The sequence below is a fragment of the Mycobacterium sp. NGS41 genome, from assembly GCF_059812725.1.
Window position 1 is genome coordinate 37,262 of the sequence record NZ_JCALDF010000029.1, and the last position, 26,033, is coordinate 63,294.

Sequence of the window (26,033 nt, forward strand, 5' to 3'; positions counted from 1 at the left end):
AGGCTGGGTCAAGTGAGTGTCACTTCGGATAGGGCCTCGAAACAAACCATCGCGCTGCAGGACCGCTTCTCCCGCGAATTGCCCGAGCTGGGTGTCCGCTGGCAAGCGGAACCGACTGCCGAAGCGCGGCTGCTCACGCTCAACGAGCCGTTGGCCGCGGAGCTCGGCCTGGACAGTGCCTGGTTGCGGAGCCCCGACGGACTGCGTTTCCTGGTGGGCAACCTGGTCCCCGACGGTGCAGTTCCGGTAGCGCAGGCCTATGCCGGGCACCAGTTCGGCGGCTGGGTCCCGCGGTTGGGCGACGGGCGCGCACTGCTGCTGGGCGAGCTCGCCGGCGCCGACGGCCGGGTGGTGGACATCCATCTCAAAGGTTCCGGAGCCACGCCGTTCGCCCGCGGCGGTGACGGCTTCGCCGCAGTGGGGCCGATGCTGCGCGAGTACCTCGTCAGCGAGGCGATGCACGCTCTCGGTGTGCCGACGACTCGCTCGTTAGCCGTAGTGGGCACCGGGCGCCCGGTGGAGCGGGAGACCCCGCTTCCCGGCGCCGTGCTGGTCCGGGTCGCCAGCAGTCACCTGCGGGTCGGAAGCTTTCAGTACGCCGCCTCTACCGGCGACGCCGACCTGCTGCGACGGCTGGCCGATCATTGCATCGCCCGCCACCACCCAGCTGCCGCGCAGGCCGAACGCCCTTACCTTTCGCTATTCGAAGCCGTGGTCGCCGTCCAGGCATCGCTGGTGGCGAAGTGGATGCTGAACGGGTTCGTCCATGGGGTGATGAACACCGACAACATGACTATCTCCGGCGAAACCATCGATTACGGGCCCTGCGCTTTCATTGAGGCCTACGACCCCGACACGGTCTTCAGTTCGATCGACCATTGGGGGCGCTACGCCTACGGCAATCAGCCGGTGATCGCTGGGTGGAACCTCGCTCGGTTCGCTGAGACGCTTCTTCCGTTGTTGTCCGACAACGTCGATGAAGCGATCGCACTCGCAGAGGAGTCGTTCGGGGTCTTCCGCGCCCGATACGACGCCGTGTGGGTGTCCGGTATGCGCGCCAAACTTGGTTTGGCCGCCGAGGTCGACGCCGAATTCGTCGCGCCGCTGGCCGACGAGTTACTGGGCCTGCTGAAGGACAGCCACGTTGACTACACCTCGTTTTTCCGCCACCTCAGCCAAGCGGCGCGGGGTCATGCCGAATCCTCGCGCGGACTGTTCATCGATATCGCCGGTTTTGACGACTGGATGGCGCGCTGGCGAGCGCTGGCTCCGGACCCCGAATTGATGGACCGCACCAACCCGATCTACATCCCGCGCAACCATCTGGTCGAGGAGGCGTTGACCGCTGCGACGGCAGGGGACCTCGATCCGCTTGAGGGGCTTCTCGCTGCCGTCACCGCGCCTTTCGACGAGCGGCCGGACCTGGAGCGGTACGCCAGTCCTGCTCCGGAGGATTTCGGCACCTACCGAACCTTCTGCGGCACCTGATCCGACTACAGGAACGAATTCTCCGGGGTGAGACCGCGCTCGGGAAACGCTCCGAGGGCAAAGGTTTCGGCATTGCCCAGCCCGCTGCCTCCCCCGACTGGATCCTCCACGCGAACCAGAAGATCCCTGAGCTGGTGCAACTCTCGCGCATTCTCAGGGTGGTCGCAGTCGGTTAGGTGGTTGCCTTCCACCTTCAACTCGCCGACCCACTGGCCGAGAACCCAGTCGTTCCAGCCGTAGTATCCGGCGCTGCCGAGGTGGAAGCCGGTCGGGCCGGCGGCGGTGATGGTCAGCGGACGCTTCGACCCGGCGGAATCGATCAGAGTGATTGTGCCGTGGGTGAACCGGCGGTTGTCGTCGCGGAAATAGAGGTCCTGCTCGACGGACACGAACCGTTCAGAAGTGCCATCGGCGTTCTGTTGTTCTGCCTGGCAACGGATTTCGGCGAACCCGTCGCCACGTTCCTCTTGATAGAAGACGAACAGCGAATAGGCAGACCCGTCCGGTCGTGTCAGTGTCATCGGCAGCCACGTCATGAACATCTGCTTGATTTTCCGGCTGCTGCGCGGCAGGCCGGGGATGGGCTTGCCGACACCCGGCCGCAGCCCCCACGAATGGTCGCGGATCGAAATCCATTGGTCGTCCTCGATCGCGGTCCGTACGCCTTCGACCTGGACCCAGCCTGATGCGACGCCAATCTGGTGGTAGCGCAACACATTGTGGGTGACTCGGTATCCGTCCGGGCTGCGGTCCGGCCACGGGTCTTCCAGCGCGGCGTCGAAGCTACCGCGCAACACGACGTCGAACGCGATCGGAGCGTGTTCGGTCGCGTCAAGGCTCACCCGGACTGCGCGCAGCGGTTCGACGACGCGGTAGTGAATGGGCCCGGCGTCGGTGCCCGCCGGATCCGACGACAGCCGCCGCCCCGCCCGGACGGTCCATTGCTCTGTTCCGCGACACACGCCGGCCGCTCCGTCGAATACGCCGCGGTTGGTGTACTTGCCGATCCCCAGTACCACCTGCAGTGAGTTGTCCCGCGCGTGTGCCGTCGTCCAAATCTTTTCTGTCCACGAGGGATCCGATTGACTCACCGTCGCAAAGGTATCCACGATCTGATGGGTCAGTAGTTCGTCCTCGGGAACCAGTGAGCCGTAATTCGTTGACTGCAATGCGGTTACCTTTCTGCAGATGGGGAGGCTCCGGCGAACTCGGTCATGTCGGTTCCGCGATCGTATTCGCGCATCCAGGTATCCGCCCATTCCGGCAGTGGTTGTGTTTTCGGATCATGATGCGGGGTCTGGGAGAGCACCAGCCGCCAGATCATCTTGGCCAACCGGCTCGTGGGTACCGACTGGAACAAGGTCGGCGGACCGAGATCGCGCCGCCGACGACGTCCGCCGGGCAAGCGGTACGCGAACTCGCCGAGCAGCAGTGTGTTGGACATCAGTTCCTGCGCGCACACGCCGCGGTCTTCGAACGGAACGATCTCGTCGATGGTCTTGGCCACCGACTGCGTCAGCTTGCCGACGTGCCGGAATGTCCGGCGAATCTGCTTGACGCGATACCAAGGGTCTGGAACAACGTGCCGGTTCAGGGTCAAACCGGAGCTGCGGTGCTCGATCTCCTCGACAACCGGCGGAGCATAAGTCGGGGAGTGGACCGCTGATGCTGGGTATAAGTGCCACATCATCAGTGACGCAACGCGGCGATCTGCCCCACCGAAAAGCGAATCACGGTGATCCAGAATGACTTTGAACAGCGGCGTGAAGGTCGCCTCCAGGTTGGCGATATAGGACACGTGGAACTCGATCGGCTGCTCGTCGATGAGGTCGTCGTAGGCCTGAACGGCATCTTGGTAACACCGCTCCAACTCCGGATACCGCTGGACCAGGGCCAGCATGTGTTTGCGATGCGCTGCGGCATGCTGAGCCTCCTGCCGTAGGAACGCCTCGACTTCCGAAGCGACTTCCGGGTCGTCGCGCAGCAGATCGCCTGCCTGGCGAACGGCGCTGACGATGTACCGCTCGAACGGGACGGCGACGAACGTAAAGACATTGCAGAACATGCTGAAGCACGGGTTGGCGGGCTGCCACAGGAACGGTACGTCCCCGTCGAATTCCCAGGGGATCTTGCGGACCACGAGGTTGGTCATCGGTCACTACCTCTCGCGACGGCCGTGTCGCGGGCCGAGCCCACGGTAGCGCAAGTGTGACATTTGACCGTCTAGATGTAAAGTACGCGATGTGGCTTCTCGTTCGGTCGTCACGGCCGAATCATCGACGAGGCGGCGGATCCTGGCCGCGACGTTCGTCGTGCTCGCCCGCAATGGTCGCCGCAAGCTGCAACTGTCCGACGTAGCCGCCGAGGCCAAGGTCTCGCGTCCGACGCTGTACCGCTACTTCGGCTCGAAAGAAGGGCTGCTGGAGGCGTTCGGTCTCTACGAGCAGGACAATTTCGACGCCGGCATCGCCGCCGCCATCGCCGGGTTGAGCGGCGCCGACCGGCTCGACGCCGCCCTGCAGTTCATCGTCGATTTCCATAGCAGGTATTCGCTGGGCTCGCTTGCCGACACCGAGCCCGACCACGTCCTGTTCCAGATGAAGCGGGTGCTGCCGATCATGCAGGAGCGCATCGCCCGCATCATCGGCACCGACACCAATGACATTGCGGCCGGGGCGGTGGTACGGATCGCCTTCTGCCACTACATGATTGGTGGCGGTAGTGCCGACCGGTTCCTGGCCGAGCTGCGCCACGCCGCCGGTCTCGACACGTCCCGCAGGCGCCTGCGCGCATCTACCGCCGTCTAGCCGTCCAACCAGGCCGCGATCCGGGCAGCGACGAGATCGGGCTGCTCGAGATGCAGGAAATGCCCTGCGCCGTCGACGATTTCGAAAGCCGATCCGGCCGCGGGCAGGTAAGCGACGATATCACCGAGCACGTCGGCACCGATGGCTCCGTCGTCGGCGCCGTGCAAGTACAGCGTCGGTACCGGTGACGGCTGCGTCGTCGCCGCGGCCTCGTCCTGCGCATCCGGATCGGCGAACTCTGGGTTGAAGGACGCCCGGTAGGGGCAGACGACGCTGGCGATATTGTCCGCTGTCACATATCGACGCAGGTCAGCCACGTCATCGCGGGGATCGTGGCCGGGTGACCAGTCCCTCCACAGCCGCTCCCAGAAGCCCGGCGCCAGGAGTGCGGATTCGGCCAGGCCGACTTGCTGGATGAACCAGATATAGAACGAGCGCTTGAGCTGGGCATAGGTGAACATGCCGGCGCTCAGCGCCGCGATCGGCGGAACGGCCAGTGCGACGAACCGGCGAAAAGCCGTCGGGTCGGTGGCGACGACTCCGTATCCGGCGTTGGCCCCCCAATCGTGCCCGACAAGTATTGCCCGCTCGTCGGCCCGATAGGTCCGACGGACGTCGAGGACGTGGCGCACGTAGGTGCCCACGCTGACGGGTGTTGGCACGGGGGCGTCGTACCCCGGTAGCCACGGCGCAACGACGCGGTAGCCGCGGGAGGCGAGATCGGGCCCCAGGTATCGCCAGGTGTTCGGCGTGGCAGGGAAGCCGTGGACAAGAACCGCCAATGGCAGACTTGCGTCCTCGATGTCGCCAAACGTCAGGGGACCGCTCACCCAAGGAGCGTATTACATGGCGCTGGCCAGACGTAAACAACTAACACTTTACATTTGACGTGGCCTATGTAAATCTACCTGGCATGGCTGGCATCGCCCTCGTGCAACGCGATCTGGCCGCCACCCGACCACGACTCGAGTCGTGGTTCGAGCACAAGTTCGGGCGCAGGACCGTGGTGTCGGATCTGCGCGCGGCGAATCGGGCCGCAGGGTGGTCGAGCGAAAGCCTAAAATTCACCGCCGAAATCGCCGAGACGGATGAGGATGCCAAAGGCGTCAGGGACTGCGTGGTGCGGATCCCGCCCGCGGGTGGTGGAATCTTCCCGCGCTATGACCTGGACGCCCAGACCCGAACGCAGAACCTGCTGCACGAGCACGGGATTGCGACTCCATCGCCGATTCACTACGAACCCGACGAATCGTGGATTGGCTCAAGGTTTTTGGTAATGCCACGAATCCCCGGTCACACGCCGTCCGACACGTCGTACGCGTCGCGGGGGTGGTTGCACGATGCGGGTCCTGATGTGCAGCGGCGCGCCCACGACTCGTTCCTGGAAACGCTGGCCGGTCTGCAGCGCGTTCCAGTCGGCGAGGCCACCTGGCTGGAACGGCCGGGCGGGGTGGGGGTCGCGGCCGAATTGGCATGGTGGCGCGATTATGTGCAGTGGGGAACCGACAATCAGGTTCCCGACCTGATGACCGAGGCATTCAACTGGCTGATCCGTCAACAACCAGAAGCAGCCGTCCCCTTGGCGGTCTGCTGGAACGACGCGCGGCTGTCGAACGCGATCTTCGACGACTCCGGCCAGCTCGTCGGAGCACTGGACTGGGAGCAGGCCTGTGTATGTCCGGCCGAGACCGACTTTGGCTGGTGGCTGGCGACCCGCCGCCAGATGCTGGAGGTCAACGGCCTGGATCTGGACCCCGAGTTGCCCGGCTTTGACACTCGCGAGGGCGTTATCCGACGGTACGAGAAGATGATTGGGCGGAGTCTCACCGATCTCGGCTGGTATGAGATCTTCGCCATGGTGCGCATGGGATGCTGCATCCTGCGCACACAGATGCTGTTGCGCAAGATCGGCCAGAGCGATCACTTCCTCACGCGTGCACCCTTTCTCCCCAGGTGGACGGTAGACGCGATGCGCCGTTGAAGGCTCTACCGCAGCTGCGCGAGGTCGGTGGCCAGTTCATCCAGGCGTCGAAGCGTCTGGTCACGAGGCTCGGTCGGTAGGTCCAACAAGACCCGCTCTACTCCTAGATCTTGATAGCCCGCAACGGCTTTCGCCGTCTGCTCCTCACCCCACTGGCACACTGTCACGGGCACGTCGCCGCCTGCGATCGCACGCAGCTCTTCGAGCGGACCCGACAGGAGTTCTGGCAACGGGGTGATCGCGATCCACCCTGCATTCAGCCGGGCGATGCGCTTGAAGCTGGTCGGCCCCCCACCGACATAGAGCGGCGGAAATGGTGTTGTCACCGGCTTAGGCCAGCAGTGGATCGGATCGAAATCCAGGTATTTTCCATGGAATTCGGCCTCCTCTTGCGTCCATATCGCGATCATCGCGTCCAGCCGCTCATCGGTCACCCGTCCGCGCACCGCGGGATCGACACCGTGGTTGGCGATCTCTTCGCGTAGCCAACCCACACCGACGCCGAAGCGAAATCGCCCCTGCGACACGAGATCCAACGACGCAACCTCTTTGGCCGTCACGATCGGGTCGCGTTGCGGAACCAGAGCTATACCGGTGCCAAGAACCAGCTTCTCGGTGGCAACCGCCGCCGCGGTCAACGCCACGAACGGGTCGAGCGGTCGGTAATACTTCCGGGGAATCGGGCCACCACTCGGATACGGCGTCTTCCTATCGACCGGGATGTGGGTGTGCTCGGCGACGAACAGCGACTCGAATCCGCGCTCCTCCAGTGCCGCTCCCAGGTCGACCGGACCAATGCCCTCGTCGGTGATAAACGTCAAAACACCGAAACGCATGCTCGCTCCTCTCGTCAGCGCAAGTCCGTGCCGCTAACCCTAGGGCTCAACTGTGCACCGAGATGCGAGACCGAACGCCGCTACTGCGCGCTCGTATCGACCTGATCGGCCCGCGTGCCCCGGCGAGCCGCTCCCCAGAGCCCGACGCCGATGCCGACGACGGCGCCGCCCAGGCCGATGATCTGTTGGGAGCGCTTCATCTCGTCGTGCACGCTCATCCCGCCGAGCAGGTCGGACGCGTCGGCGCCGGCGGACGCCAGAAACCAGCCGCGGGTGTTCCTGCCGCGCAGCCCCGCCCCCGCGAGCAGCGCGCCGATCAATGCGTCGCGGTAGCCCATCGACCGCAGCAGCAGTCGCGCCGTCGGTGACGACTCTTCGGAGTCTGCGCCCCAGAGCCGGTTGGCGCGAACGGGGTCGACGAGAAACGAGATGCCCGACGCAAGCCGGATACTGCCCGCCAGAAGCGCGGCACGATCTATCGACATGGGCGCAGCCTAGCCCGCCCAATCAGCGGGCCGGGCACGCATTCGCGATCTGCAACGACGCCGGCCAGAATGCCGTCATCAACCCGAACGCCCCGATGTCAGCTCCTGCCGGCGATATCTGTTCGAGTCGTGTCTGAATCTGTTGAGTTTGCGCGGGGTGCACCACAGTCCACGCCACGCCGATGCACAAGTACGGAATCGCGAGCCATATCCCCACTTCGATCAGCGCACCGACGCTGACCGGGTGATTCACCGCGCGCTGAAACAGAGCCATCGTGCCTTGGGCCATCCGTTGAGGCTACGCCGACATGAGAGGGTTGGTCCTCATGGAGATCCCGTTCGTCGGCGCGCTGCGCAGCCGTTTGAGCCGGCGCGGTCCCGAGCTCGACGTGATCGAGGAAATCGAGGACGAGGCCTCCGATACCGATGCGGGGCTGGAGACGGTCGACCTGCCGGATGCCGAGCCCGCCCTGTTGCTGCAGCGGATGGAGAACCGGCTCATCCGGCTGCACCTGTCCAACCCGGATGTGTTGAGCAGCGAAGAGCTGCGCAAGCTGCGCTACATCCTCAACTTCGTCAGACTCGACGACTTCGAGCCGGGCGCCGCCGGTCCGGGCGGGAGCCGCGGGCGAGGGGACATCGCCGTCGGCGCCGAAGTGGCACCGTGGCGATCCAGAGTCACCGACGCGCTCTATGGACCGCTGCGCGAGGAAGTTGACCCGGTCACCGCCCTGACGACCGCACGCGAGGTGCTGGCCGGCTTGGTCGACGATCAGGAGGACCAGCGGCAGGTCCTCATCGAGCGCCACGGCAGTGACTTCTCCCCCGCCGAACTCGACGCAGAGGTCGGCTACAAGAAGCTCGTCACGGTGCTCGGCGGCGGTGGGGGCGCGGGTTTCGTCTACATCGGCGGCATGCAGCGCCTGCTCGAGGCCGGCGAGCTGCCCGATTACATGATCGGCTCGTCGTTCGGGTCGATCATGGGCAGCCTGGTGGCTCGCACCCTCCCGGTGCCGATCGAGGAGTACGTCGACTGGGCCAAGTCGGTGTCGTACCGCGCAATCCTCGGACCTGAGCGGATGCGCCGCCGCCACGGTCTGGCCGGTCTCTTCGCGTTGCGCTTCGACCAGTTCGCCCGCGCCCTGCTCAGCCGTGAGGACGGCGAGCTGATGCGGATGTCGGACCTGGCGATCCCGTTCGACGTCGTTGTCGCCGGAGTGCGCAAGCAGCCTTATGCGGCGCTGCCGTCCAAGTTTCGGCATCCTGAACTGGCGGCGCTGCAGGGACGGTCGCTGCCCTTCATCCCGATCGGAATCGGCCCGCGGGTGGGAGCCCGCATGTGGCAAGTGTCGGCCTTCATCGACCTGCGGGTCGTCAAGCCGATCGTCGTTAGCGGAGACGACCCGGCCCGCGACCTCAATGTCATTGACGCGGCGTCGTTTTCGTCGGCTATCCCCGGCGTGCTGCACCACGAGACCAGCGACCCCGACATGCTCCCGATCCTCGACGAGCTATGCGATGAAAAAGACGTCGCAGCTCTCGTCGACGGCGGCGCGGCGAGCAACGTCCCCGTAGAGCTGGCGTGGAAGCGAGTGCGCGAAGGAAAGCTCGGCACCCGCAACGCGTGCTATCTGGCGTTCGACTGCTTCCATCCGCAATGGGACTCGCGGCACCTGTGGCTGGCCCCGATCCTGCAGGCGATCCAGTTGCAGATGCTGCGCAACGCGCCCTACGCCGATCACCTCGTGCGGTTCCAGCCGACGCTCTCACCGATCAACCTGGCGCCCTCGGTCGCGGCCATCGACCGCGCGTGCAAGTGGGGGCGCAATAGCGTCGACAGGGCGATCCCGGTGACATCGGCGTTGTTGGAGCCGACGTGGTGGGAGGGCGATGCCCCCGCGGTTCCCACCGCCGAGCCCAAGGCGCATGCGAAGTCGGTGGCGTCGTCGATGAGCTCGGTGATGGCCGCGATTCAGTTGCCGACGAATCGTTTCGCCCGATGGCGCAACCGCTACCTGACTTGACGCGGTAGGCGCGGACTTGGGGGTGGGGCGGCTAGCATGGCCTGCATGGCCAAGCGGGACCGGCGGCCTTCCGACCCTACGGTCGCCGCCTCTTTAGATAGTGGTCAGACGAGGGCCGCCCCGGTCGGCGGTGGCGAGACCACTGCCATGCCGAACACCAGACCGACCGACAAGGTCGAGCTCGCCTGGTCGAGCCCGGATGTCCTCGGCGACGACGGCGGCCGCGGCGGCGGTGATGTCCGGGTCGACCAACCCCAGAGCAAGGTTGAAGGCCAGTCATGGAGCGCGACGTTACGCATCGCCGGCTTGCTGGTTGCGGCGTGTCTGGTGCTGGCAGGGGCAATTGTGCTGGGCCGCTGGGCGTTGACGTCGGGGAATACTCCTACCAAGGCAGCGCCGTCGCAAGGTGCGACTTCAACCGCACCTGCGGGATCCGAACCGCCGGCTTCGGCAACCGCGGGCGGCGTTACCACCTCAATCACATCCACACCCGATCAGGACCACAAATACATCCAGGCGCTCAACGAAAAGGGCATCACGTTCCGTAATCCCGATGCCGCCGTCGCCAACGGTAAGCAGGTTTGCCTGGACCTGAGTCGAGGGGTCACCAGACAGGCTGAAGCGGATGCGTTTCGCGCGGCCAATCCCGACCTGGCAAACCACGCCGATGACTACCTGAACATCTCCATTAAGTCCTACTGCCCGCAACGCGGCTACTGACACATCCAGCTTGACAACCTAGACAGTTGGCAGCGATAGTGATTCAGCGTTAAATGAAAACGTTGTTCTCAGATAATGCGTTCCCTGACTGCCGTACCCCGGAGGCAACGTGAGCGTGGCGCGCGTGACGCGGCCGGCAACACGGCGACGCAACAAGCTTGCCGCTGACCCCGACGTGCGTCGCGCCATCCTGACCGCCGCCGCGAAATCCGTTCGAGAGCAGGGGGTTCGAGGGCTCAGCATAGCTACGGTCCTGGAGCGCGCGCAGCTGAGCACCCGGGCCTTCTACCGCCACTTCGAATCGAAAGACGAGCTGGTAGCCGCGGTGTTTCTGGAGATGTCACGCGGTGAAATGCTAAGGCTGCGAAGACGAATGGCACGAGCATCGAATCCGGTCGAGGCTGTCGCCGCCTGGATCGACGGACGACTCGACCTGGCATTCGACGAGAACACCAAATCCGGTCTACGGCACCTGTCGCTGGAGGCGCAGTCGCAGATGTTCGCCTCTCCCGAGCTGGTTGCGCCCGCATACGCCCAGATGCTCGAGCCCCTCGTCGAACAACTTCGGCGTGGTGTGGCGCAGGGGGTATTTCACGACATCGATCCGGTCGCTGAGGCACAGTCGATTCAAGGTGTGGTGTGGGCGGGCACTGAACGGCATTGGGCCACAGGGGATTGCGAACGCGCGGACGTTCGTCGACGTACGCTTCGTTTCTGCCTGCGCGGACTGGGCGTGGCTCCCGAAGCGATCGCACAACTGGTTGCGCAGCACTGATCACAAGGAGACACGATGGACTTGGGACTTGCCGGATCGAAAGCCGTTGTCACCGGCGGCAGCAAGGGCATGGGACTGGCTATCGCGGAAACCCTGGCAGCTGAAGGAGCCGGTGTGGCCGTGATGGCCCGAGACCGGGCGGGGCTTGACGCCGCAGTAGCAAAACTTCGGGAGGCCGGTGCTCCGGACGCCGTGGGAATCAGCGTGGACATGACCGATCCGGCATCCATCACCGCCGCGTTCGCCACCGTCTCCGAGCGCTGGGGACAGCTCAACAGCCTGGTCCACACCATCGGCCCGGGCGATGGGTATTTCGAGGAGATGGACGACGCGGACTGGGATGCCACGTTCACCCTCGGAACCATGTCGGGCGTCCGCTCGATTCGCGCCGCGTTGCCGCTGCTGCGCGCCGCTGAGTGGGCCCGCATCGTAACTCTTTCCGCGCACTCGATTCAGCGTCAGAATCCGCGGATCGTCGCCTATACGGCATCGAAGGCGGCGCTGTCCAGCGTCACCAAGAACTTGTCGAAAAGCCTTGCCAAGGACGGCATTCTGGTGAATTGCGTGTGTCCGGGCACCATCGTGACGGCCAGCTTCACCGAACAACTCAAGGATGTCCTCGCCGCCGACGGCCTCGATGCCACCAACCCGACTGACGTCATGACCTGGATTGACAAGTACTTCCACCAGCCATGCGATCTCGGCCGGGCCGGGCTCCCCGAAGAGATCGCTTCCATCACCGCATATCTGGCATCCCACCGCAACGGCTATGTCACCGGCGCAACGGTGAACGTCGACGGCGGCTCGGACTTCGTCTGATGCCCGCCGCTAGGGCACCTTGGGCTTGATCTCCTCGATCACCCATTGGGCGTAGTCGAGGTACTCGTCGACCCCCCTCACCGGGGGCACGGGCACCGAACTGAAGGTCACCCCCTGCTCGGCGAGCCAGCTCAGGTGATCGACGATCTCCGTCGCGCTCATGCTCGGACGCGCGTCGGGATTGTCCTGGACGCGATGTCCCGCGCCGACGCGTCTGGTGGCCATTCCGTGCATGACTTCGAACGGGCGCCCGTCGTAGCCGGGTTGGCTCTTAATGAACTCGAGGCGTTCGGCGATCTGGTCCGGCGGAGTGAGAAACGGCCACCAACCGGAGGCGAATTTGGCGGCGCGTTTGAGTGCGGCGTCTGCGTCGCCTCCGATCCAGACTGGAAGATGCGGTTTCTGAACCGGTTTCGGTTCGAAGGCCACATCGTGGAATGACACGTAGCGGCCCTCGAAACGAGGTGACTCGCTGGTCCACAGTTCGATGATCGCCGCGAGGTATTCGTCGGCGATCCGGCCGCGCCGGTCAAAGGGCACCCCGAGAAGGTTGAACTCGCGCTTGAGCCACCCGACCCCGAAAGTGACCATCATGCGTCCGCCGCTCATCCAATCGCCGGTGGCCAGCGTCTTTGCCAGCACGATCGGATGCTGCAGCGGCAGGATGGTGACGCACGAGTTGAGCCGGATCTTCTCGGTGGCCCCGGCGATGTAGGCCTGGGCGATCGTCGACTGCAGGTAGTGCGGACCGGAAAGTTCGACGTGTTCGTCGGGGATCACGAAATGCTCAGGAATCGCGATCATGTCGTAGCCCATTGCTTCGGCCTGCTTGACCAGACGGGTCTGGTCCGCTCCGGTGACGTTGACTTCCCACGGCTGGGTGAGCGCCTTGAGGCGCACCGTGTGCGGCAGGGCGAAGGCGAGTTTCATTCAGTACTCCTTCGTTGCCCCGCTGCGCCTATCGGGAGGAAATACGTCGGCGCACCAATACCACCAGATGCATGAGTGCGACCGCCACGACGCCGACGACCAATCCGATCACGGCGGACACTCCGGTGTCGACCAACCAGGACACCACGCCACCTACCGCTGGGATGGCGTGGTGAATCTGTTGGTCGAGCTGGTGAAGCAAGCCGTACGGGGTATGCCAGCCGAGGCGGTTGGCCCCCGTCAGCAATATGTGTCCGCCCACCCAGAGCATGGCCAGCGTGCCGACCGCCGAAAGCGTTGTCAGCACTCTCGGCATGCCGGCGACCAGGACCCGACCAACCTTCTGCCCGATTCGGGACGTGGTCTGAGTGAGGCTCAAGCCGACGTCATCCATCTTGACGACGATGGCAACGACGCCATACACCACGGCGGTGAGGACCAAAGCAACGACGATGAGGATGATGAGCCGCGGCAGGAATGCCTGGCCGGTCACCTCGTTGAGCGCGATCACCATGATCTCGGCCGACAGGATCAGGTCGGTCCGGATCGCCCCGGCCACCATGGCGTCCTCGTTGACCGGCGCCGCCTCGTGCTCGTGGCCGCGGATGCTGTCCCACAGCTTTTCTGCGGCTTCATAACACAGATAAGTGGCGCCGAGCATCAGGATGGGGTGCAGCAGCATCGGCGCCAACTGACTGAGCAGCATGGCGACGGGCAGGATCACCACGATCTTGTTGCGCAGCGACCCCATCGCGATGCGCTTGATCATGGGCAACTCGCGGTCGGCCGCGATCCCATGGATGTATTGCGGCGTCACCGCGGTGTCGTCGATGACAACTCCCGCAGCCTTGGCGGTCGCGCGACCGCTGGCGGCGGCCAGTCGCACGAGAACCGCAATATCGTCCAGGAGGCCGAACAGACCCGCACTCATCGCGTCCCCACCATCGCGTTGGAGGCTACCCGCTGTCGACCCTATTGGCCGGATCGATGGTGCACAGATGGCTTCGCGTTGACAAGGGCTTTACTGCGGGTGACTCGCCAGGTACTCGGCTACGGGTATCCGTTGGGACTGGGCGTACCCGACTGGCAAGAGGATGTCACCCGACGTCGTGAGGTAGTAGATATCCCATCGGTAGTAGCCGGCGAAGGCCCCGGGATCGTTTGCCAGCGCCGCGGCGTAGTCATTGATCGCGCCGACGTACTGGCCCGAGTGGTTGTACCCGAAGATGGCGTGGTCGCGGTCGTTGGCGAAGCCGTTGGCGACCAGGAAGCGACCGGCCGCCATGATGCTGTCGTGGGGCGAGTTGATGTCGCCACCGTTGCCGTAGGCGGCCCAGGTCGAGGGCAGGAATTGCATCGGACCCTGCGCCCCGGCGGTGCTCAGCCCCTGGATGCGGCCGAAGCCGGTCTCGACCAGGTTGATCGCCGCCAGGTAGTTCCAGCCGACACCGGTCGCCCCCTCCGCTTCGTGGTAGAGGCCCAACAGCACGTCGGCCGCCGCCGGCGGGTCGATGCGCCAGGCAGGCAGCGTGTCTTTCGCCTCTCCCCCGTTGAGCGCGGTGAGATGCCGACGCGCATCGATATTGTGGTCGTAGGTTCCGACGAGCGACGCCGGGATTTTCCCTCGTACGGTCGCCTCCCAATCGGGGTGACGTCCGATTGCGCGGTACGCCGCCTGCTGGCGGAGCGCCGCCGACACCAGTGCGCCTTCCGACGCGGCTGGGTCGCGTAGCGTCTGCTCGTCAGCGGCCAGATCGGCGCCGAGCAACGCCGGGTCCGATGCCAGCGCCGGCTGCTTCGGAAGCGTGGTCGCTACCGGAGACGGTGCCACGGTCGACGTCATGGTCGGCTCTGTGCAAGCGGCTAGTCCGAAGGTGAGCATTCCGACGAGAAGACCCGCGCTGCAACGCATCACGCGGGATCTACCTGCGGGTGCCGTGTGCATCCTGCTCCATCCTTGCCAACATCGCCGGCTCGCGCCTGCGGCTGAATAGATCGACTATACGGCGAAATCTAGGCCGGTCGACTGCCGATCTCCAAACCGGCCAGCTCCGACGTGCCGTCGAAGATGGTGCGGCCCCATTCACGGATCCGGCAGCGCAGGGTGCCGGCCAAGTATTCGTAGTCGGTGTCGATGTTGCGGCGCTCGGCCGGCAGCGGTACCGGAAGCACGTGCGGCCCGGCGCCGACACCGCTTCCGTCCAGCTCGACCCGATAACGCGCACTGCGCGCATCGATGTGCCATCGCTGCCCGTCGCAAGTGGACGAGACCAACGCGGGCGCGGTGATCCGCAGCACCCGATTTCCCAGTCGCACAACAACTCCGGCGACGTCCCGCTTCAGCGGCCCCAACTCAAGCAGGCCCCCCGAGAAGGCCACGCACACGTCGGATCCGCCGAAGTCGTGGGCCTGACCCCACCACCAGCGAAGCGGAAACCCTGCGCCCCAGTTGCGTTCGCAGTACAAGGTGGCGTCGGTGAATGTCCAAGTTTGGTCGCTGAAGGTCGCCGTTCCAGACGCCTTACCGCCCAGGCGGTACGGATGCCAGTATTGATTCAGGAATGGTACCGACGAGAACACGCCGCCACCGCCAAAGGCTTTGGGCCACTGCCGTTCATGTGTGAGTTTGAGGTTCACCTCGATGTCACCGAGAACCATCCTGAGCTGATCGCGGTCGGCATCGACCAGGTCTGACCCCGCGAGCGCCTTTACCGAGAAGCGGTCTCGATCAGCGCTGACACCGTCGATTGCGGCCGAACGCACCAATCCGCCAGGATGCAGAGCAATCGCGGCAGTCGACCAGTCGCCGTCGGGGTGTCGGTTCGCGCTGCATAGGGCGACCACCACCCGCCCCTCGAGCGGGTCGGAGAGCCGCCAGAACCAGCCCTCCATCTCGGTGCCGTGCGAGGGCAGCGGATCCGCGAACGGCATATCGGCTCCGGTCCGCCGATAGATAGAGATCAGCCGCTGACCGGTATGCGCGATAGAACCGACGATATCCACACCACACCTGATACCCACCACCCGTCGGTGTGAACCGGCGGCCGCGGCGGGACAATCATCCCTATGGCCAACTACGTGCCGAACGAAGCCGCGCTGGCGAAGGCACGCAAACTCATAGACGCCCGGCAATACGTCCTCGACAGCGACTGGGGCGCGGCACAACCGCGTGCCGCCGCACAAAACACCTACCTCAAATCGCACTCGTGGCACGAGTACAGCGAGTGGCATCTCGGGCTGACCGAGGGTGCGGCGGAGGAGACAAAGGGTCGGTATGCCTTTGTGTACGGAGACTTTCGACGCGTCCACCGCAGCGGGTTGATCGCCTGTGTCTACCGGGCGTCCGAGTGGCGGCACAAGGACGTCGAGCTGGCGGCCCACGACCTGTTGCAGTATCTCGACACGAAGACCGGATTGGAGCCCACCCACAAACGGACGCCGTCGTAGCATGACCGACGTCTACCGCGCGCCGATGCGATCCCGCAGCGACGACATCGACACCGCGGCGACCATCGAACGCGCCCGCCGGCTCGGCCTGTGCGGATTCGGCCGGCTGGTCCGCGGACCCGGCGAGGAGGATCGGCTGAACCGCCGGGTTGCCCGCTTCATCGAGGCGGCAGACGGGTCGTTCGTGTGGACCCGCGACTCCGACGGGCTGTTTTGGCTGGGACGGATCGCGGGACCGTACTTCTATGACTCCGATGGCGCCGCTGAGACGGTGGATCTGGTTCACGTGCGGCCCTGCGACTGGCTATTGGAGCCCCTCCTCGAACCGAATGTGCCCGCGGCCGTCGTGGCGACGTTCAATCGGGGCGGACGCAACTTCCAGCAGACCCATCACCGGTTTGTCGGCCTTGAGACACAACGAATCTGGGATGCGTTGGCGAAATCGGAGCGTTAGGAATCGCTGTCGAGCGCCAGAACCAGTTTGCCGGTGTTGTCACCGCGAAACAATGCCAACAAGGCCTCGGGAAAGTCGCCGATGCCGCCGTGGATGACTTGCTCACGTGAACGCAACCCACCACTGTGCAGCCAATCTGCCAGCTGCACAACGGCTTCGGCATATCGGTCAGCGTAGTCGAAGACCACGAAGCCCGTCATCGATGCCCGTGCCACCAGCAGCTGCATGTAGTTGCCCAGCCCGCGCAACTCGCCGGCGGCGTTGTACTGCGAAACGGCCCCGCATAGCACGACGCGCGCGCCGCGCGCCAACCGCGACAGCGCAGCCTCCAGCACCTCTCCCCCGACATTGTCGAAGAAGACGTCGATGCCGTTGGGGGCGTGGGACTTTAGCTGTTTGCGCAGATCGCCGGCTTTGTAGTCGATGGCCGCGTCGAAACCGAGATCTTGCACCAGCCAGCGGCATTTCTCCTCGCCACCGGCGATGCCGACCACCCGGCATCCGCTGATCCGTGCAATCTGACCGGCGATGCTCCCCACTGAACCGGCCGCACCGGAGACGACGACGGTCTGCCCCGGCTCCGGGCGCCCCACGTCGAGTAGGCCGAAGTAGGCCGTCAGCCCGCTGATGCCGAGTGCGCCGAGGTGCACCGGAGCGGGCGCGAGTGTGGTGTCGACCGATGTCACGCCGCCGCCGTCGGAAACCGTGTAACGCTGTACCCCGAACATTCCAAATACCTCGTCGTCGACTGCGAAATCCGGATGACGCGAGTCGATGACGCGCCCGATGCCACCGGCGCGCATGACTTCGCCAATCTCCACCGGCGGCACATAGGACCGGCCGGCATTCATCCACGTCCGCATTGCCGGATCAACCGACAGGTAGTCGACCCGCACCAGAAACTCGCCGTCGCCCGGACTCATTGCGGGCTCGTCGGCAATTTCCCAGTCCGAGGGCTTGGGCAGGCCGTCCGGACGGGCGGCCAGGCGGCACACGGTGTTGACGGTCAATTCACACCTCCGTGAGAGGGTTGAGCGCGGCCAGGGTCGCCCGCGCTCCCGGGTCTTCGGCTGTGGAGGGCACTACCGCGACGCAGTCGGCACCGGCTTCGAGGTAGGCGTTCAGCCGGGCCGCGACTCGATCGGCGGAGCCCAGTGCGCTCACTTCGTCGAGCAGTTCGACGGGAATCGCGGCCGCCAGTTCGCGGCGGGTCGCACCGGCGCGGGCCTTCTGAACGAGGTCGTCGAACCCCAGTGCGCTGAACATTTCGCCGTAGCCGGGCGGGCCGAGGTAGACGGCCAGTTGAGCTGACAGTTGGGCGTGCGCGGCAGACCCGGGGTTCAGCGCGACCGGCACCCATACCGTGAGGCGTGGTGCGGGGCGGCCGGCCGACGCAGCGACAGTCTCAATTGCGGTGCGAACCTCCGTGACGCGAACTGGCGAGGCAAGGTTGAGCACGACTTCGTCGGCGTCCTGCGCCGCCAGCCGAATCATGCCAGGGCCGAACGCCCCCAAGGCAATTCGCGTATCAGCCCTTGGGCTGCGCAGTCGGAAGCCGTGGCTGTTGACGTGTCGACCGAGGTAATCGAGGCGTTCACCGGTCAATATCGAACGCAGGCATTCGATGGTTTCGCGCATGACCGGCACATGGTGCGCCCATTGCCGGTCATGCCAGCCGGTCACGATCGCGGGACTCGAGGCGCCCAAGGCGATATCCACCCGGTTGCCGGTAAGGGAGGCGACGGAACTTGCCCCGAGGGCCAGCGTCACCGGTCCGCGAACACCGACGGCCAGCGGCCCGATTTTCAGCGGCATTCCGGGTGCGCGGAGGCCGACCGCAGTCGCGAGCGCGAACGCGTCGTAGGTGGCCATTTCGCCGATCCACAGCGCATCGAAACCCGCGTCGGATGCCGCCAGCGCGACGTCAGTGGCCTCGTCGTCGGGGCGGTCAAGCCAGAACGGCAGGGCGACTTCGAAACCCGTCACAGCATCGACACGTTGGCAGGCTGGTTGAGCAGAAGACGGCCGGACAACTCGCGAGACGCCTCGTTGACCTGGAAGTGCGCGGTGGCGGTGAATGCGTCGCGAAACCGGCGCTGCAGAGGTGCGCCGTCGTAGATTGCGCTGCCGCCGGCGAGGTCATACATGCTGCGCACCACGTCGGCCGAGGTCCGGACGGCGTGGGTGGCGGCCAGACGGAGCCGGTTGCGCAGCTCCACCGGCACCGGGGTGGCATCCTGGCTGGCCTGCCAGGCCGCGTCGATCGATTCGTAGTACAGCGCTCGAGCACCAGCCAGAGCGGCCTCGGCCGTTGCGACCGCCGCTTGGGTCGCGGGGCGTTCGGCCAGGGTGCGGGTGGACTCCAATCCCTTTTTGCCGCCGGCCAGCTCCACGAGGTCATCGATCGCAGCGCGTGCATTGCCCAGCGCCGCCGCGCCGATGCACAGCGCGAAGAAGCCGAATACCGGGAAGCGATACAGCGGCCGGTCCAGCCTCGGTCCGTCGAACACCGAAAGCACGCGATCGGCGGGCACGAAGACGTCTTCGGCAACGCTGTCGTTGCTGCCGGTGCCGCGCAGGCCCAGCGTGTGCCAGTTGTCGAGAACCCGCAGATCGCCCTTGGGTAGCGCCACAACGGATGGCATCCGCTGATCGTCGACGAAGCAACCGGCGAACATCATGTCGGCGTGGTGGATCCCGCTGCAGAATGACCAGCGGCCGGACACCACCACGCCGCCGTCGACCGACTTCGCCTTGCCCCGCGGCGCCCATACCCCCGCCGCGACACCCCTTCCGCCGCCGAACATCTCGTCACGACTCGACGCGGGCAGGTAAGCGACCAGCAGGGCGCTGGTGATCGCGATCGACACACACCAACCCGCCGAGGCGTCGCCGCGCGCCACCGCTTCGGCGCACCGCAGTGCCGAACCGGGCGCCAGCTCCAGCGCGTCAACCTCGCGCGGCATGGTGGCGCGCAATAGCCCGGCCTCTCCCAGGCGGGCCACCAGCTCGGCGGGAAGTCGGCGCTCGCGGTCTATCTCCGCCGACATCTCCCGAGCCGAAAGCGCGATCTTCTCGGAGAGGATCTCGATGTCGGTGGCGGTTTGATTCATCGCGGCTCCTGGTGACGGTGACGTTCAGTCAAGTTACCACCTATGGTTCAGTAATTGAACCGGGTACAGTAATTGAACTATGACCGATGCCGACCTGTCCCACCGCTTCGAAGGCGAGTCCGTTGGCCGGGCCCTCGAGCTGGTCGGCGAGCGCTGGACGCTTCTCATCCTGCGCGAGGCGTTCTTCGGTGTGCAGCGTTTCGGCCAGCTCGCACGCAACCTCAACATCCCGCGGCCCACGCTTTCGTCGCGGCTACGGATGCTCGTCAACGTTGGACTGCTGGACCGGGTGCCGTATTCCCGGGACCCCGAGCGTCACGAGTACCGGCTCACCGAGTCCGGCCACGACCTGTTCGCGGCGATCGTAGTCCTCATGAGGTGGGGAGACGAGCACTTGCCACACCCCGACGGACCGCCGATTGTGCTGCGCCACAACAGCTGCGGCGAGTTCGCCGATCCATGTCTGATCTGCGCGCACTGCGGCGAGGAGATCACTGCGCGGAATGTGACACCGGAAGCCGGGCCCGGCCACCTGCGATGAACGCTGTCGATGTTTCAGTCGTCGGTTTCGACGACCAAAACCTCGGTGTTGGCGCGACGAGAAACGGTCTTTGGAACAGAACCGAGGACCCGCCCGGCGATCGAATTGGCCCCGACATTTCCCACCACAAGCAAGTCAGCTTCAACGTCCTCGACCAGCCGCACCAGCGCGTCCACCGGAGCGCCTTCTACGGCACGCTCCTCGACATCGGTCGCACCGGCGTCCCGCGCTCTGCCCGCGGCTTCGCGAAGCATTTCGTAGACGGGCGCATTGCCCTCGGTCCGATATCCCTCGCCCTGCGGCTGATCGGGATCGGGTCCGGCACCGTTGTGCTCTGTGTCCAGAAACGCGGTGGCAACAATAAGCTTTGCCCCCGAGTCGCCGGCGATCGCAGCAGCGCGGTCAACTGCGCGAAACGATGTATCCGATCCATCGGTACCGACCACTACAACCTTGTATTTGCCCATCGCGCCCTCCCGAAAGTCGACCGCAATTAACTAGCCGCAAGCAGTGCGGTTCAAACCGGTTCATCGACAGCGGATTAGTAAACCGAAGCAGAAGGCCCCCGTTCACCCGGGAATCACCCAGTCCGACCAGCGGTTGGCCGGGTTGACGCGGTACGAACCGGGAAACACTCGCGACATCAAGGCAGGCATCGGTTCGGTCCCCAGCGGCGTTCCCTGCCTCTTCCAGACATCGGGGTTCTGACACGACAGCTCGAATGTAAGTTGTACCGGTATCGATCCCGGGATCGCCTCCGAGCAGGCCTGGCTGGCTGTCACCGTGCGATCTGCGTGAGCAACTGGCGCAAGAACCACGGCCGTAGCCGCTACAGCAGCTCTTGCCAGCGATCTGACCATCATTCAATGGTAATCAACATCAAGCGTCAACGTTCGACTCATTAGCGTGCTTGGTATTCAGCGAGTTCGGGATTGGCGAATGATCGTGCGACGTAGGCGGCAAAGAAATACATCCTCGCGCTCACCAGCGTCGACCCTAACGCCATCGACCGAAGTTTCACCGACGTCCTCGACGGCTCGACCGGTGAGTTCAAAGACATGTACACGAAATTCAGTGCCCAGCTTCGCCAGGCACTGATCGACAACAAGGCGGCGGCCCACGGCATCGTCGTCGACGCCGCTGTCAAGTCCGCCACCGAGGACCGGGTCGAGGTTGTGCTGTTCATCGACCAGTCGGTCAGCAACGCCGCCGCCCCGGTACCGCAGTTGGACCGCAGCCGAGTCAAGTTGACGATGGAGAAGGTGGACGGCCGATGGCTGGCCAGCAAGGTCGAACTGCCCTGAAAAGCGTTGGGATGTAGCACAGACTACGCCTCGGTCAGCGCCGCAGTCCTGCGATGAATCGCTGCATACTACGGGTCAGCGACTGCGGAACATGGTCGGGATCCATCAGGTCGTTCTCCGCCAGCGGACTCGCCTCGTCCGACACTGTCCGTTCGGTAACCGGCCGCAAGGTCTTGCCCTGTCCTCGAAGCGATTCGATGGCCTTGAGGAGCGATTCGCATTCGGCCATCGCCTTTTCCAGCTCGCCGACGGACACGCCGAGGTGCTCGGACACCAATTGGTCTCGCAGATGGGTGATTTGAAGACTGACATCATCATGTTGCGGGCTGTCCGCGGTCGCCTCGACGGCCAGATCGCACTCGCTGTCGAACCCCATCGATCGGTTGTTGAAATTCGATGACCCGACGCGCAGCAGCCGGTCATCGATCACCAGCACCTTCGAGTGAACGTAGATCGGCGCACCGCCGTCGGTCACCGGCCAGTAGACGCCCAATCGGCGATGATCGTCTGCGGCCCAGAGCTCTTGGATGAGACGGTGGCGTGCGCCGTCCATCGTTTCCCGCTCGAGAGGATTGTTGCCTCGGCGGGGCATGACGATAACGACCTCCGGACCATCGTCCTCCCTCAGTCGAGCGGCCAGCGCATCGACCATGCGCCGGGCTGCCAGATACTGGTTCTCCAGATAGATGGTGTGGCGGGCCGCCGCAATAGCGGCCAGGTTAAGCGCCTCTACCTCTCGAACCTCGCGGCGACCGTCCAGTTCCGGTAAAGTGCGCGCGATTCCGACGTCGACGTCGCGCAGCGCCGGTTCCAATTTGCCGGGCCAGGTGGTGTGTTTAGCGGCCACCGGCGTCAATGTTTGGTCGGTCGCGGTGTGCCACCGGTCTCGGGCCAGCTCGCCGAGTGTCCGCGCGGCCGGACCGTCGACTGCTGCGCCAACCTCGTGCCGCGGCCCGTAGCGGCGGCCCGCCGACCGACGGCCGCGACTCTCGTGCTGATGCGCGCGGGTGTCCCATCGGGCGATGGTCAGATCGATGCCACCGCACAACGCCACCGCGTCGTCGACCACCACAACCTTCTGGTGATGAACTGCGCCGATCGGGCGGGCGCCGTCGATGGCGAAGTGCATTCGCTTGCTGCTGATCTGGTTCAGCACCGCCACCGGGGTCAGCCCGAACCAGATGCCATCAAAGGCAGGCAGCAGACGCAGATTGGACTTCAATACGTAGATCTCGAGAGCTGGCCGCTTCCACAGCATCCAATAGAGGAAGGCGCCGAGTTGGTTTGGGCCGGCCAGCGTTTTGGCGCCCCGCTCGAATGTCATCCTGGCGTCGAAATCCCAACCGACCAGCATGATCCGGTGCCGGGCGCGCAGCATCGCCGCCTTGACATGCTTGAAGTAATCGGCGGCATCGATGATGTAGGCGAACTGGTCGGCATTCGCGATGCGCCAGCACGTCTGGCCGGGAGTCAGCAGTCGATCGTCGTGCAACCCGTTCCACCTCCGGTTCAGTTCCGCTCGTCATCCGTGGGCGAGCACTGCGGAAGCCGTTGCAGCGCGCCAGGATCCGTGCCCTCGGCCCGCAGCTGACGTAGTCCATCCGCTCCGTCGGCCACACCGATGGGTACATCGTTGCCGCCGGCGCCGTCGGGCTTCACGAAGAGCTGCAGTTCTCCGGAATCGACGAATAGTACTGCGTCATCCTTGGAGATCTTCCAGGGCTGGCCGTCGGTGGGCCAGCGGCCACCGACCAGCCGAATGTCGTTGCGGTCGTCAGCGTCCTGGTCTTCCGCGGCCCCAGCCGTGACGCAACTGACCCACAGTTTCCCCGGCACCGGCCGGAAGTACACCGCCAGGCGCTGGCGGTTGAGATCCGCGTCAACCGGTATTCCGATGGGAGGCAACAACGTGCCTTCGGGGCGGTCGTTCAGCGATTTCTTGACTTGGCGTGACCCGATTCCGGTGCCGAACCAGTCAATCGTCAACACCGTCGTGATGTACTGCGCGATCGCCAGCGTCAGCAATCCGCCGGCACCACCGGCGCCCACTGCCGCCGCCCCAGCCGCCCAGGTCACCGGTAGCGCGAGCAGACCTACAAGGGCCGCGGCGCCAGCGGCCGCGGCGGCCTTGCCGGCTATCGTCAGGCTGAAATCCGGATCCACCTCGGGCTCCGGGGGATTCTGCGCCGGTCGCACACCCACGGTTCTCGGCAGCTCATCGAACCACTCGCTGACCCGCTTGACCTCGGCCTCGTAGTCTTCGTGGCTGAGCTCACCGGCGCGCTTTTTGTCGCCGGCTACGCGCAGCGCCTGCTCGAGACTTTCGATCGATTTCAGGTTGGCCCGCTGCGTCTCCTCCTTCGCTGGGTCGCGCGGTATGTCGTCCAGGCCCATCTCGTAGGTCACCTTGAAGTTGGCTTTGAAGTCGTAGAGCGCGGTTTCGGCGCTCACGGTGCCGTCGACGACCAGCCGCCCGTCTTCGGTTCGCGGGACGATATCGGCGTCGAGCGCGTCCAGGCTGCGCTCCTGGCCGCCGATGTTGATGGTTTTCGGGCCCTCCAGCAGACACGGCGCATCGTCGTCGAAGTCGCTCTCGTCCAAACCGAAGCTGTTCATCACGGTGTCCCGGACCTGCCGCAGGATGCTCCAGCCGGTGACGGCCAATCCGGCCTTCTCACGGGGGTTTTCGGCCAGGATCGATGCCGGCAAGTCCTCGCCTGCCGGCAATGCGCGCAGCGTCTTTAGCTGGACCACCATGGATTCGTGGATGGCTTCTTCGGCCGAGGAGCCGACGTCGAAGCGCTGCACGATGGCGTCGAGGTCCTTGAACGTGCTGTCGTCCTGCGCGTCGGGGTCGATGTCCAGCGGCGACGGCAGCAGCTTGACTACCCCTTTCATGCCCTCGTCGCCCATCTCGGCAAGTTTGGGGCGGACGGCGTCGGCAATCTGTGCGGCCAGCGAGTCGAGCACCCTGGTTCGCGCGTCGTCGTCGGAGAGGGTGGGGTGTTGTAGCTTTTCCAAATTCACCATCAGTTCGCCCGCGATGCTATGGGTTATCCAATACGCCTCGGCGTAGTCGAGTTCCCAGCTGATCCGCGGGTCTTGTCCGGTGAACGCGACATCGCCTTCGGGACGACGCTCGACGTGGTGGCCGAACAGCCGCGCGGCGTACTCGTCGCGCAGCGAGGTGGCCACCAGCACCGGAGCGTCCTGCGCATCGAAGTTCAGTGCGATGGTCTGCTTGCCCGGCTCCGTTTGGTGCGGTTCGAGCTGGTCGTGAATCGTCAACCGGCCGAACAGCGGAATCTCGTTGTACGGGATCTCGCGCGACTCCCCGGCGCGGGGACCGTCCGGGATCGTGATCGTCGCCGGCGGCAGCTCGACCAGCGGGATACAGGTAACGGAGTCGATGACGATTTTCGAGTCGAAGATCACCAAGTCGATCGCGAAATGCCGCAGCGGATCGTGGATTTCACCGTCGGTCTCCTCCTGCCACAGCCGCTGATGCGCATCCAGGATGAACCAGACGCGATCCAGCGTGAGGTCGAGAGTGGCCGTCGCTGAGTAGCCGGTGCCGTCGACCGACTCGGTGTACTTGTCTCCGCTGAACATGTCGAGCGTCTGATCCTGGACGCGTTCACGGTGAATTTCGATGATCGTGTCGGGACGATGCATGGCAAACTCCAGTACTCAGGCGGCGCGCAGGTGATGTCGTGCTCAAGTCGATTGCGGGTTCTGTACCCAAAATCGCCTTTCTTGAGTCATGCTGCGGTCGCTAAGCGGCGTCCCACCAGTTCCGATAGGCGTCAATGAGCCAGCGGTTGAGTCGGTCGTAGTCGCAGTGGTCGGGTAGGTCGGCGGTGTCGGTGAGAGTCACGAGCTCGTTGCGGCAATGCTCGATCGTGTCGAGCACCTGCTCCTTGCCGACCTTTCCGGTCCGCAGGTCGAGCAACCAGGTCCGCGACGCTTCCGGCATGGGCAGGGTGATCCGGCCGGTCGAAAGCAGTTCGGCGCCTTGCAATCCCAGGCGCACCGCGTGGTAGGCGAATTTGGTGTCGAAGCCGTAGACATCGACGAGTTCTGGCCGGTTGGTGTGCTTTGAGCGGAGACCCAGCATTTGGTCACGTTGAGCGTCCAGATAGCCGATGAATCGGCGACCGCAGTCGCGTGACAGGAATAATTCCGGGTTGCGGCGCAATTGGCGACCCGGTTCCTCGATCGAGACGATCTCGCTCTCGGGAGCGAACAGCAACAACAGGACTGTCGGATTGCCGGCTGCCGTCAGCCGCGCCCACTTACGCAGGCCGTA

Annotated in this window: 28 protein-coding genes and 1 pseudogene; 11 read left to right on the forward strand and 18 right to left on the reverse strand. The window is 64.8% G+C overall.

Annotation, left to right across the window (positions count from 1 at the left end; translation table 11 throughout):
- Positions 1 to 12: 12 nt before the first annotated feature.
- Positions 13 to 1,488: a protein adenylyltransferase SelO gene (locus AC5Y21_RS21120; protein ID WP_499915151.1), complete on the forward strand. Its 1,476-nt coding sequence runs from the start codon at positions 13 to 15 to the stop codon at positions 1,486 to 1,488.
- 5 nt (positions 1,489 to 1,493) lie between these two features.
- On the opposite strand, the gene AC5Y21_RS21125 is transcribed toward AC5Y21_RS21120, so the two are convergent.
- A complete protein-coding gene (locus AC5Y21_RS21125) occupies positions 1,494 to 2,657 on the reverse strand; it encodes an Rv3169 family protein (protein WP_499915152.1) in 1,164 nt (387 codons plus the stop codon).
- Between the two features lie 5 nt (positions 2,658 to 2,662).
- Positions 2,663 to 3,640 (reverse strand): metal-dependent hydrolase, encoded by a 978-nt coding sequence (locus AC5Y21_RS21130; protein ID WP_499915153.1) that lies wholly within the window; start codon positions 3,638 to 3,640, stop codon positions 2,663 to 2,665.
- Positions 3,641 to 3,731: 91 nt separating this feature from the next.
- Here AC5Y21_RS21130 and AC5Y21_RS21135 point away from each other — a divergent pair, with 91 nt between their 5' ends.
- Positions 3,732 to 4,295 carry a TetR/AcrR family transcriptional regulator gene (locus AC5Y21_RS21135; RefSeq protein ID WP_499915154.1) on the forward strand — a complete coding sequence of 188 codons (564 nt, stop codon included), beginning with the start codon at positions 3,732 to 3,734 and terminating at the stop codon, positions 4,293 to 4,295.
- Here AC5Y21_RS21135 and AC5Y21_RS21140 read toward each other — a convergent pair.
- A complete protein-coding gene (locus tag AC5Y21_RS21140) occupies positions 4,292 to 5,125 on the reverse strand; it encodes an alpha/beta fold hydrolase (protein ID WP_499915155.1) in 834 nt (277 codons plus the stop codon). The two genes, AC5Y21_RS21135 and AC5Y21_RS21140, sit on opposite strands and share 4 nt — an antisense overlap.
- A gap of 83 nt (positions 5,126 to 5,208) precedes the next feature.
- On the opposite strand from AC5Y21_RS21140, the gene AC5Y21_RS21145 reads away from it, so the two are divergent.
- On the forward strand, positions 5,209 to 6,276 hold the full coding sequence (locus tag AC5Y21_RS21145) for a phosphotransferase family protein (RefSeq protein WP_499915156.1): 1,068 nt from the start codon (positions 5,209 to 5,211) through the stop codon (positions 6,274 to 6,276).
- A gap of 5 nt (positions 6,277 to 6,281) precedes the next feature.
- Here the strand turns inward: AC5Y21_RS21145 and AC5Y21_RS21150 are convergent, their stop codons facing one another.
- From AC5Y21_RS21150 to AC5Y21_RS21160, 3 genes are all read right to left on the reverse strand, one after another.
- Positions 6,282 to 7,112, reverse strand: a complete 831-nt coding sequence (locus tag AC5Y21_RS21150; protein ID WP_499915157.1) for an LLM class F420-dependent oxidoreductase — start codon at positions 7,110 to 7,112, stop codon at positions 6,282 to 6,284.
- A gap of 80 nt (positions 7,113 to 7,192) precedes the next feature.
- Positions 7,193 to 7,597, reverse strand: coding sequence for a DUF4267 domain-containing protein (locus AC5Y21_RS21155; RefSeq protein WP_499915158.1), 405 nt, complete (start codon positions 7,595 to 7,597; stop codon positions 7,193 to 7,195).
- Positions 7,598 to 7,619: 22 nt separating this feature from the next.
- A complete protein-coding gene (locus AC5Y21_RS21160) occupies positions 7,620 to 7,886 on the reverse strand; it encodes a hypothetical protein (RefSeq protein ID WP_499915159.1) in 267 nt (88 codons plus the stop codon).
- A 37-nt stretch (positions 7,887 to 7,923) separates the two neighbouring features.
- On the opposite strand from AC5Y21_RS21160, the gene AC5Y21_RS21165 reads away from it, so the two are divergent.
- The 4 genes from AC5Y21_RS21165 (at position 7,924) to AC5Y21_RS21180 (ending at position 11,935) form a co-directional block, all read left to right on the forward strand.
- Positions 7,924 to 9,621, forward strand: coding sequence for a patatin-like phospholipase family protein (locus tag AC5Y21_RS21165; protein ID WP_499915180.1), 1,698 nt, complete (start codon positions 7,924 to 7,926; stop codon positions 9,619 to 9,621).
- A 147-nt stretch (positions 9,622 to 9,768) separates the two neighbouring features.
- The gene (locus AC5Y21_RS21170) at positions 9,769 to 10,341 is read left to right on the forward strand and encodes a DUF732 domain-containing protein (RefSeq protein ID WP_499915160.1); all 573 of its coding nucleotides are present in this window, start codon (positions 9,769 to 9,771) and stop codon (positions 10,339 to 10,341) included.
- A gap of 109 nt (positions 10,342 to 10,450) precedes the next feature.
- Positions 10,451 to 11,116 carry a TetR/AcrR family transcriptional regulator gene (locus tag AC5Y21_RS21175; RefSeq protein WP_499915161.1) on the forward strand — a complete coding sequence of 222 codons (666 nt, stop codon included), beginning with the start codon at positions 10,451 to 10,453 and terminating at the stop codon, positions 11,114 to 11,116.
- Positions 11,117 to 11,131: 15 nt separating this feature from the next.
- On the forward strand, positions 11,132 to 11,935 hold the full coding sequence (locus AC5Y21_RS21180) for an SDR family NAD(P)-dependent oxidoreductase (RefSeq protein WP_499915162.1): 804 nt from the start codon (positions 11,132 to 11,134) through the stop codon (positions 11,933 to 11,935).
- 9 nt (positions 11,936 to 11,944) lie between these two features.
- Here the strand turns inward: AC5Y21_RS21180 and AC5Y21_RS21185 are convergent, their stop codons facing one another.
- The 4 genes from AC5Y21_RS21185 to AC5Y21_RS21200 form a co-directional block, all read right to left on the reverse strand.
- Positions 11,945 to 12,865, reverse strand: a complete 921-nt coding sequence (locus AC5Y21_RS21185) for a TIGR03619 family F420-dependent LLM class oxidoreductase (protein WP_499915163.1) — start codon at positions 12,863 to 12,865, stop codon at positions 11,945 to 11,947.
- 28 nt (positions 12,866 to 12,893) lie between these two features.
- Positions 12,894 to 13,796 carry a DUF808 domain-containing protein gene (locus AC5Y21_RS21190; RefSeq protein ID WP_499915164.1) on the reverse strand — a complete coding sequence of 301 codons (903 nt, stop codon included), beginning with the start codon at positions 13,794 to 13,796 and terminating at the stop codon, positions 12,894 to 12,896.
- A gap of 90 nt (positions 13,797 to 13,886) precedes the next feature.
- Positions 13,887 to 14,777 (reverse strand): lytic transglycosylase domain-containing protein, encoded by an 891-nt coding sequence (locus tag AC5Y21_RS21195; RefSeq protein WP_499915181.1) that lies wholly within the window; start codon positions 14,775 to 14,777, stop codon positions 13,887 to 13,889.
- Positions 14,778 to 14,878: 101 nt separating this feature from the next.
- Positions 14,879 to 15,796, reverse strand: a complete 918-nt coding sequence (locus AC5Y21_RS21200; protein WP_499915182.1) for a tocopherol cyclase family protein — start codon at positions 15,794 to 15,796, stop codon at positions 14,879 to 14,881.
- Positions 15,797 to 15,931: 135 nt separating this feature from the next.
- Between AC5Y21_RS21200 and AC5Y21_RS21205 the strand changes: the two genes are divergently transcribed.
- Both AC5Y21_RS21205 and AC5Y21_RS21210 read left to right on the forward strand, forming a co-directional pair.
- On the forward strand, positions 15,932 to 16,312 hold the full coding sequence (locus AC5Y21_RS21205; RefSeq protein WP_499915165.1) for a hypothetical protein: 381 nt from the start codon (positions 15,932 to 15,934) through the stop codon (positions 16,310 to 16,312).
- Between the two features lies 1 nt (position 16,313).
- Positions 16,314 to 16,766, forward strand: coding sequence for a GAF domain-containing protein (locus AC5Y21_RS21210; protein WP_499915166.1), 453 nt, complete (start codon positions 16,314 to 16,316; stop codon positions 16,764 to 16,766).
- Here AC5Y21_RS21210 and AC5Y21_RS21215 read toward each other — a convergent pair.
- The 3 genes from AC5Y21_RS21215 to AC5Y21_RS21225 are packed head-to-tail and all read right to left on the reverse strand — an operon-like array spanning position 16,763 to position 19,879.
- Entirely contained in the window at positions 16,763 to 17,776 is a 1,014-nt protein-coding gene (locus tag AC5Y21_RS21215; RefSeq protein WP_499915167.1) for an NADP-dependent oxidoreductase, read from the reverse strand. The two genes, AC5Y21_RS21210 and AC5Y21_RS21215, sit on opposite strands and share 4 nt — an antisense overlap.
- A 1-nt stretch (position 17,777) precedes the next feature.
- Positions 17,778 to 18,752 (reverse strand): LLM class F420-dependent oxidoreductase, encoded by a 975-nt coding sequence (locus AC5Y21_RS21220; protein ID WP_499915168.1) that lies wholly within the window; start codon positions 18,750 to 18,752, stop codon positions 17,778 to 17,780.
- Positions 18,749 to 19,879: an acyl-CoA dehydrogenase family protein gene (locus AC5Y21_RS21225; RefSeq protein ID WP_499915169.1), complete on the reverse strand. Its 1,131-nt coding sequence runs from the start codon at positions 19,877 to 19,879 to the stop codon at positions 18,749 to 18,751. The genes AC5Y21_RS21220 and AC5Y21_RS21225 overlap by 4 nt, the downstream gene beginning before the upstream one ends.
- 79 nt (positions 19,880 to 19,958) lie before the next feature.
- Between AC5Y21_RS21225 and AC5Y21_RS21230 the strand changes: the two genes are divergently transcribed.
- Positions 19,959 to 20,420 carry a winged helix-turn-helix transcriptional regulator gene (locus tag AC5Y21_RS21230; RefSeq protein WP_499915170.1) on the forward strand — a complete coding sequence of 154 codons (462 nt, stop codon included), beginning with the start codon at positions 19,959 to 19,961 and terminating at the stop codon, positions 20,418 to 20,420.
- Positions 20,421 to 20,434: 14 nt separating this feature from the next.
- Here the strand turns inward: AC5Y21_RS21230 and AC5Y21_RS21235 are convergent, their stop codons facing one another.
- Both AC5Y21_RS21235 and AC5Y21_RS21240 read right to left on the reverse strand, forming a co-directional pair.
- Positions 20,435 to 20,887 carry a universal stress protein gene (locus AC5Y21_RS21235; RefSeq protein ID WP_499915171.1) on the reverse strand — a complete coding sequence of 151 codons (453 nt, stop codon included), beginning with the start codon at positions 20,885 to 20,887 and terminating at the stop codon, positions 20,435 to 20,437.
- A gap of 102 nt (positions 20,888 to 20,989) precedes the next feature.
- Positions 20,990 to 21,202 (reverse strand): hypothetical protein, encoded by a 213-nt coding sequence (locus AC5Y21_RS21240; protein WP_499915172.1) that lies wholly within the window; start codon positions 21,200 to 21,202, stop codon positions 20,990 to 20,992.
- Positions 21,203 to 21,376: 174 nt separating this feature from the next.
- Here AC5Y21_RS21240 and AC5Y21_RS21245 point away from each other — a divergent pair.
- A pseudogene (locus tag AC5Y21_RS21245) lies at positions 21,377 to 21,724 on the forward strand (Rv1363c family protein); the annotation flags it as partial.
- A 34-nt stretch (positions 21,725 to 21,758) separates the two neighbouring features.
- Here AC5Y21_RS21245 and AC5Y21_RS21250 read toward each other — a convergent pair.
- From AC5Y21_RS21250 to AC5Y21_RS21260, 3 genes are all read right to left on the reverse strand, one after another.
- Positions 21,759 to 23,216, reverse strand: coding sequence for a phospholipase D-like domain-containing protein (locus AC5Y21_RS21250; RefSeq protein ID WP_499915173.1), 1,458 nt, complete (start codon positions 23,214 to 23,216; stop codon positions 21,759 to 21,761).
- Positions 23,217 to 23,233: 17 nt separating this feature from the next.
- A complete protein-coding gene (locus tag AC5Y21_RS21255) occupies positions 23,234 to 25,399 on the reverse strand; it encodes a hypothetical protein (RefSeq protein ID WP_499915174.1) in 2,166 nt (721 codons plus the stop codon).
- Positions 25,400 to 25,499: 100 nt separating this feature from the next.
- Positions 25,500 to 26,033: DNA polymerase beta superfamily protein (locus tag AC5Y21_RS21260; protein WP_499915175.1), on the reverse strand; the 534-nt coding region annotated here is incomplete at its 5' end.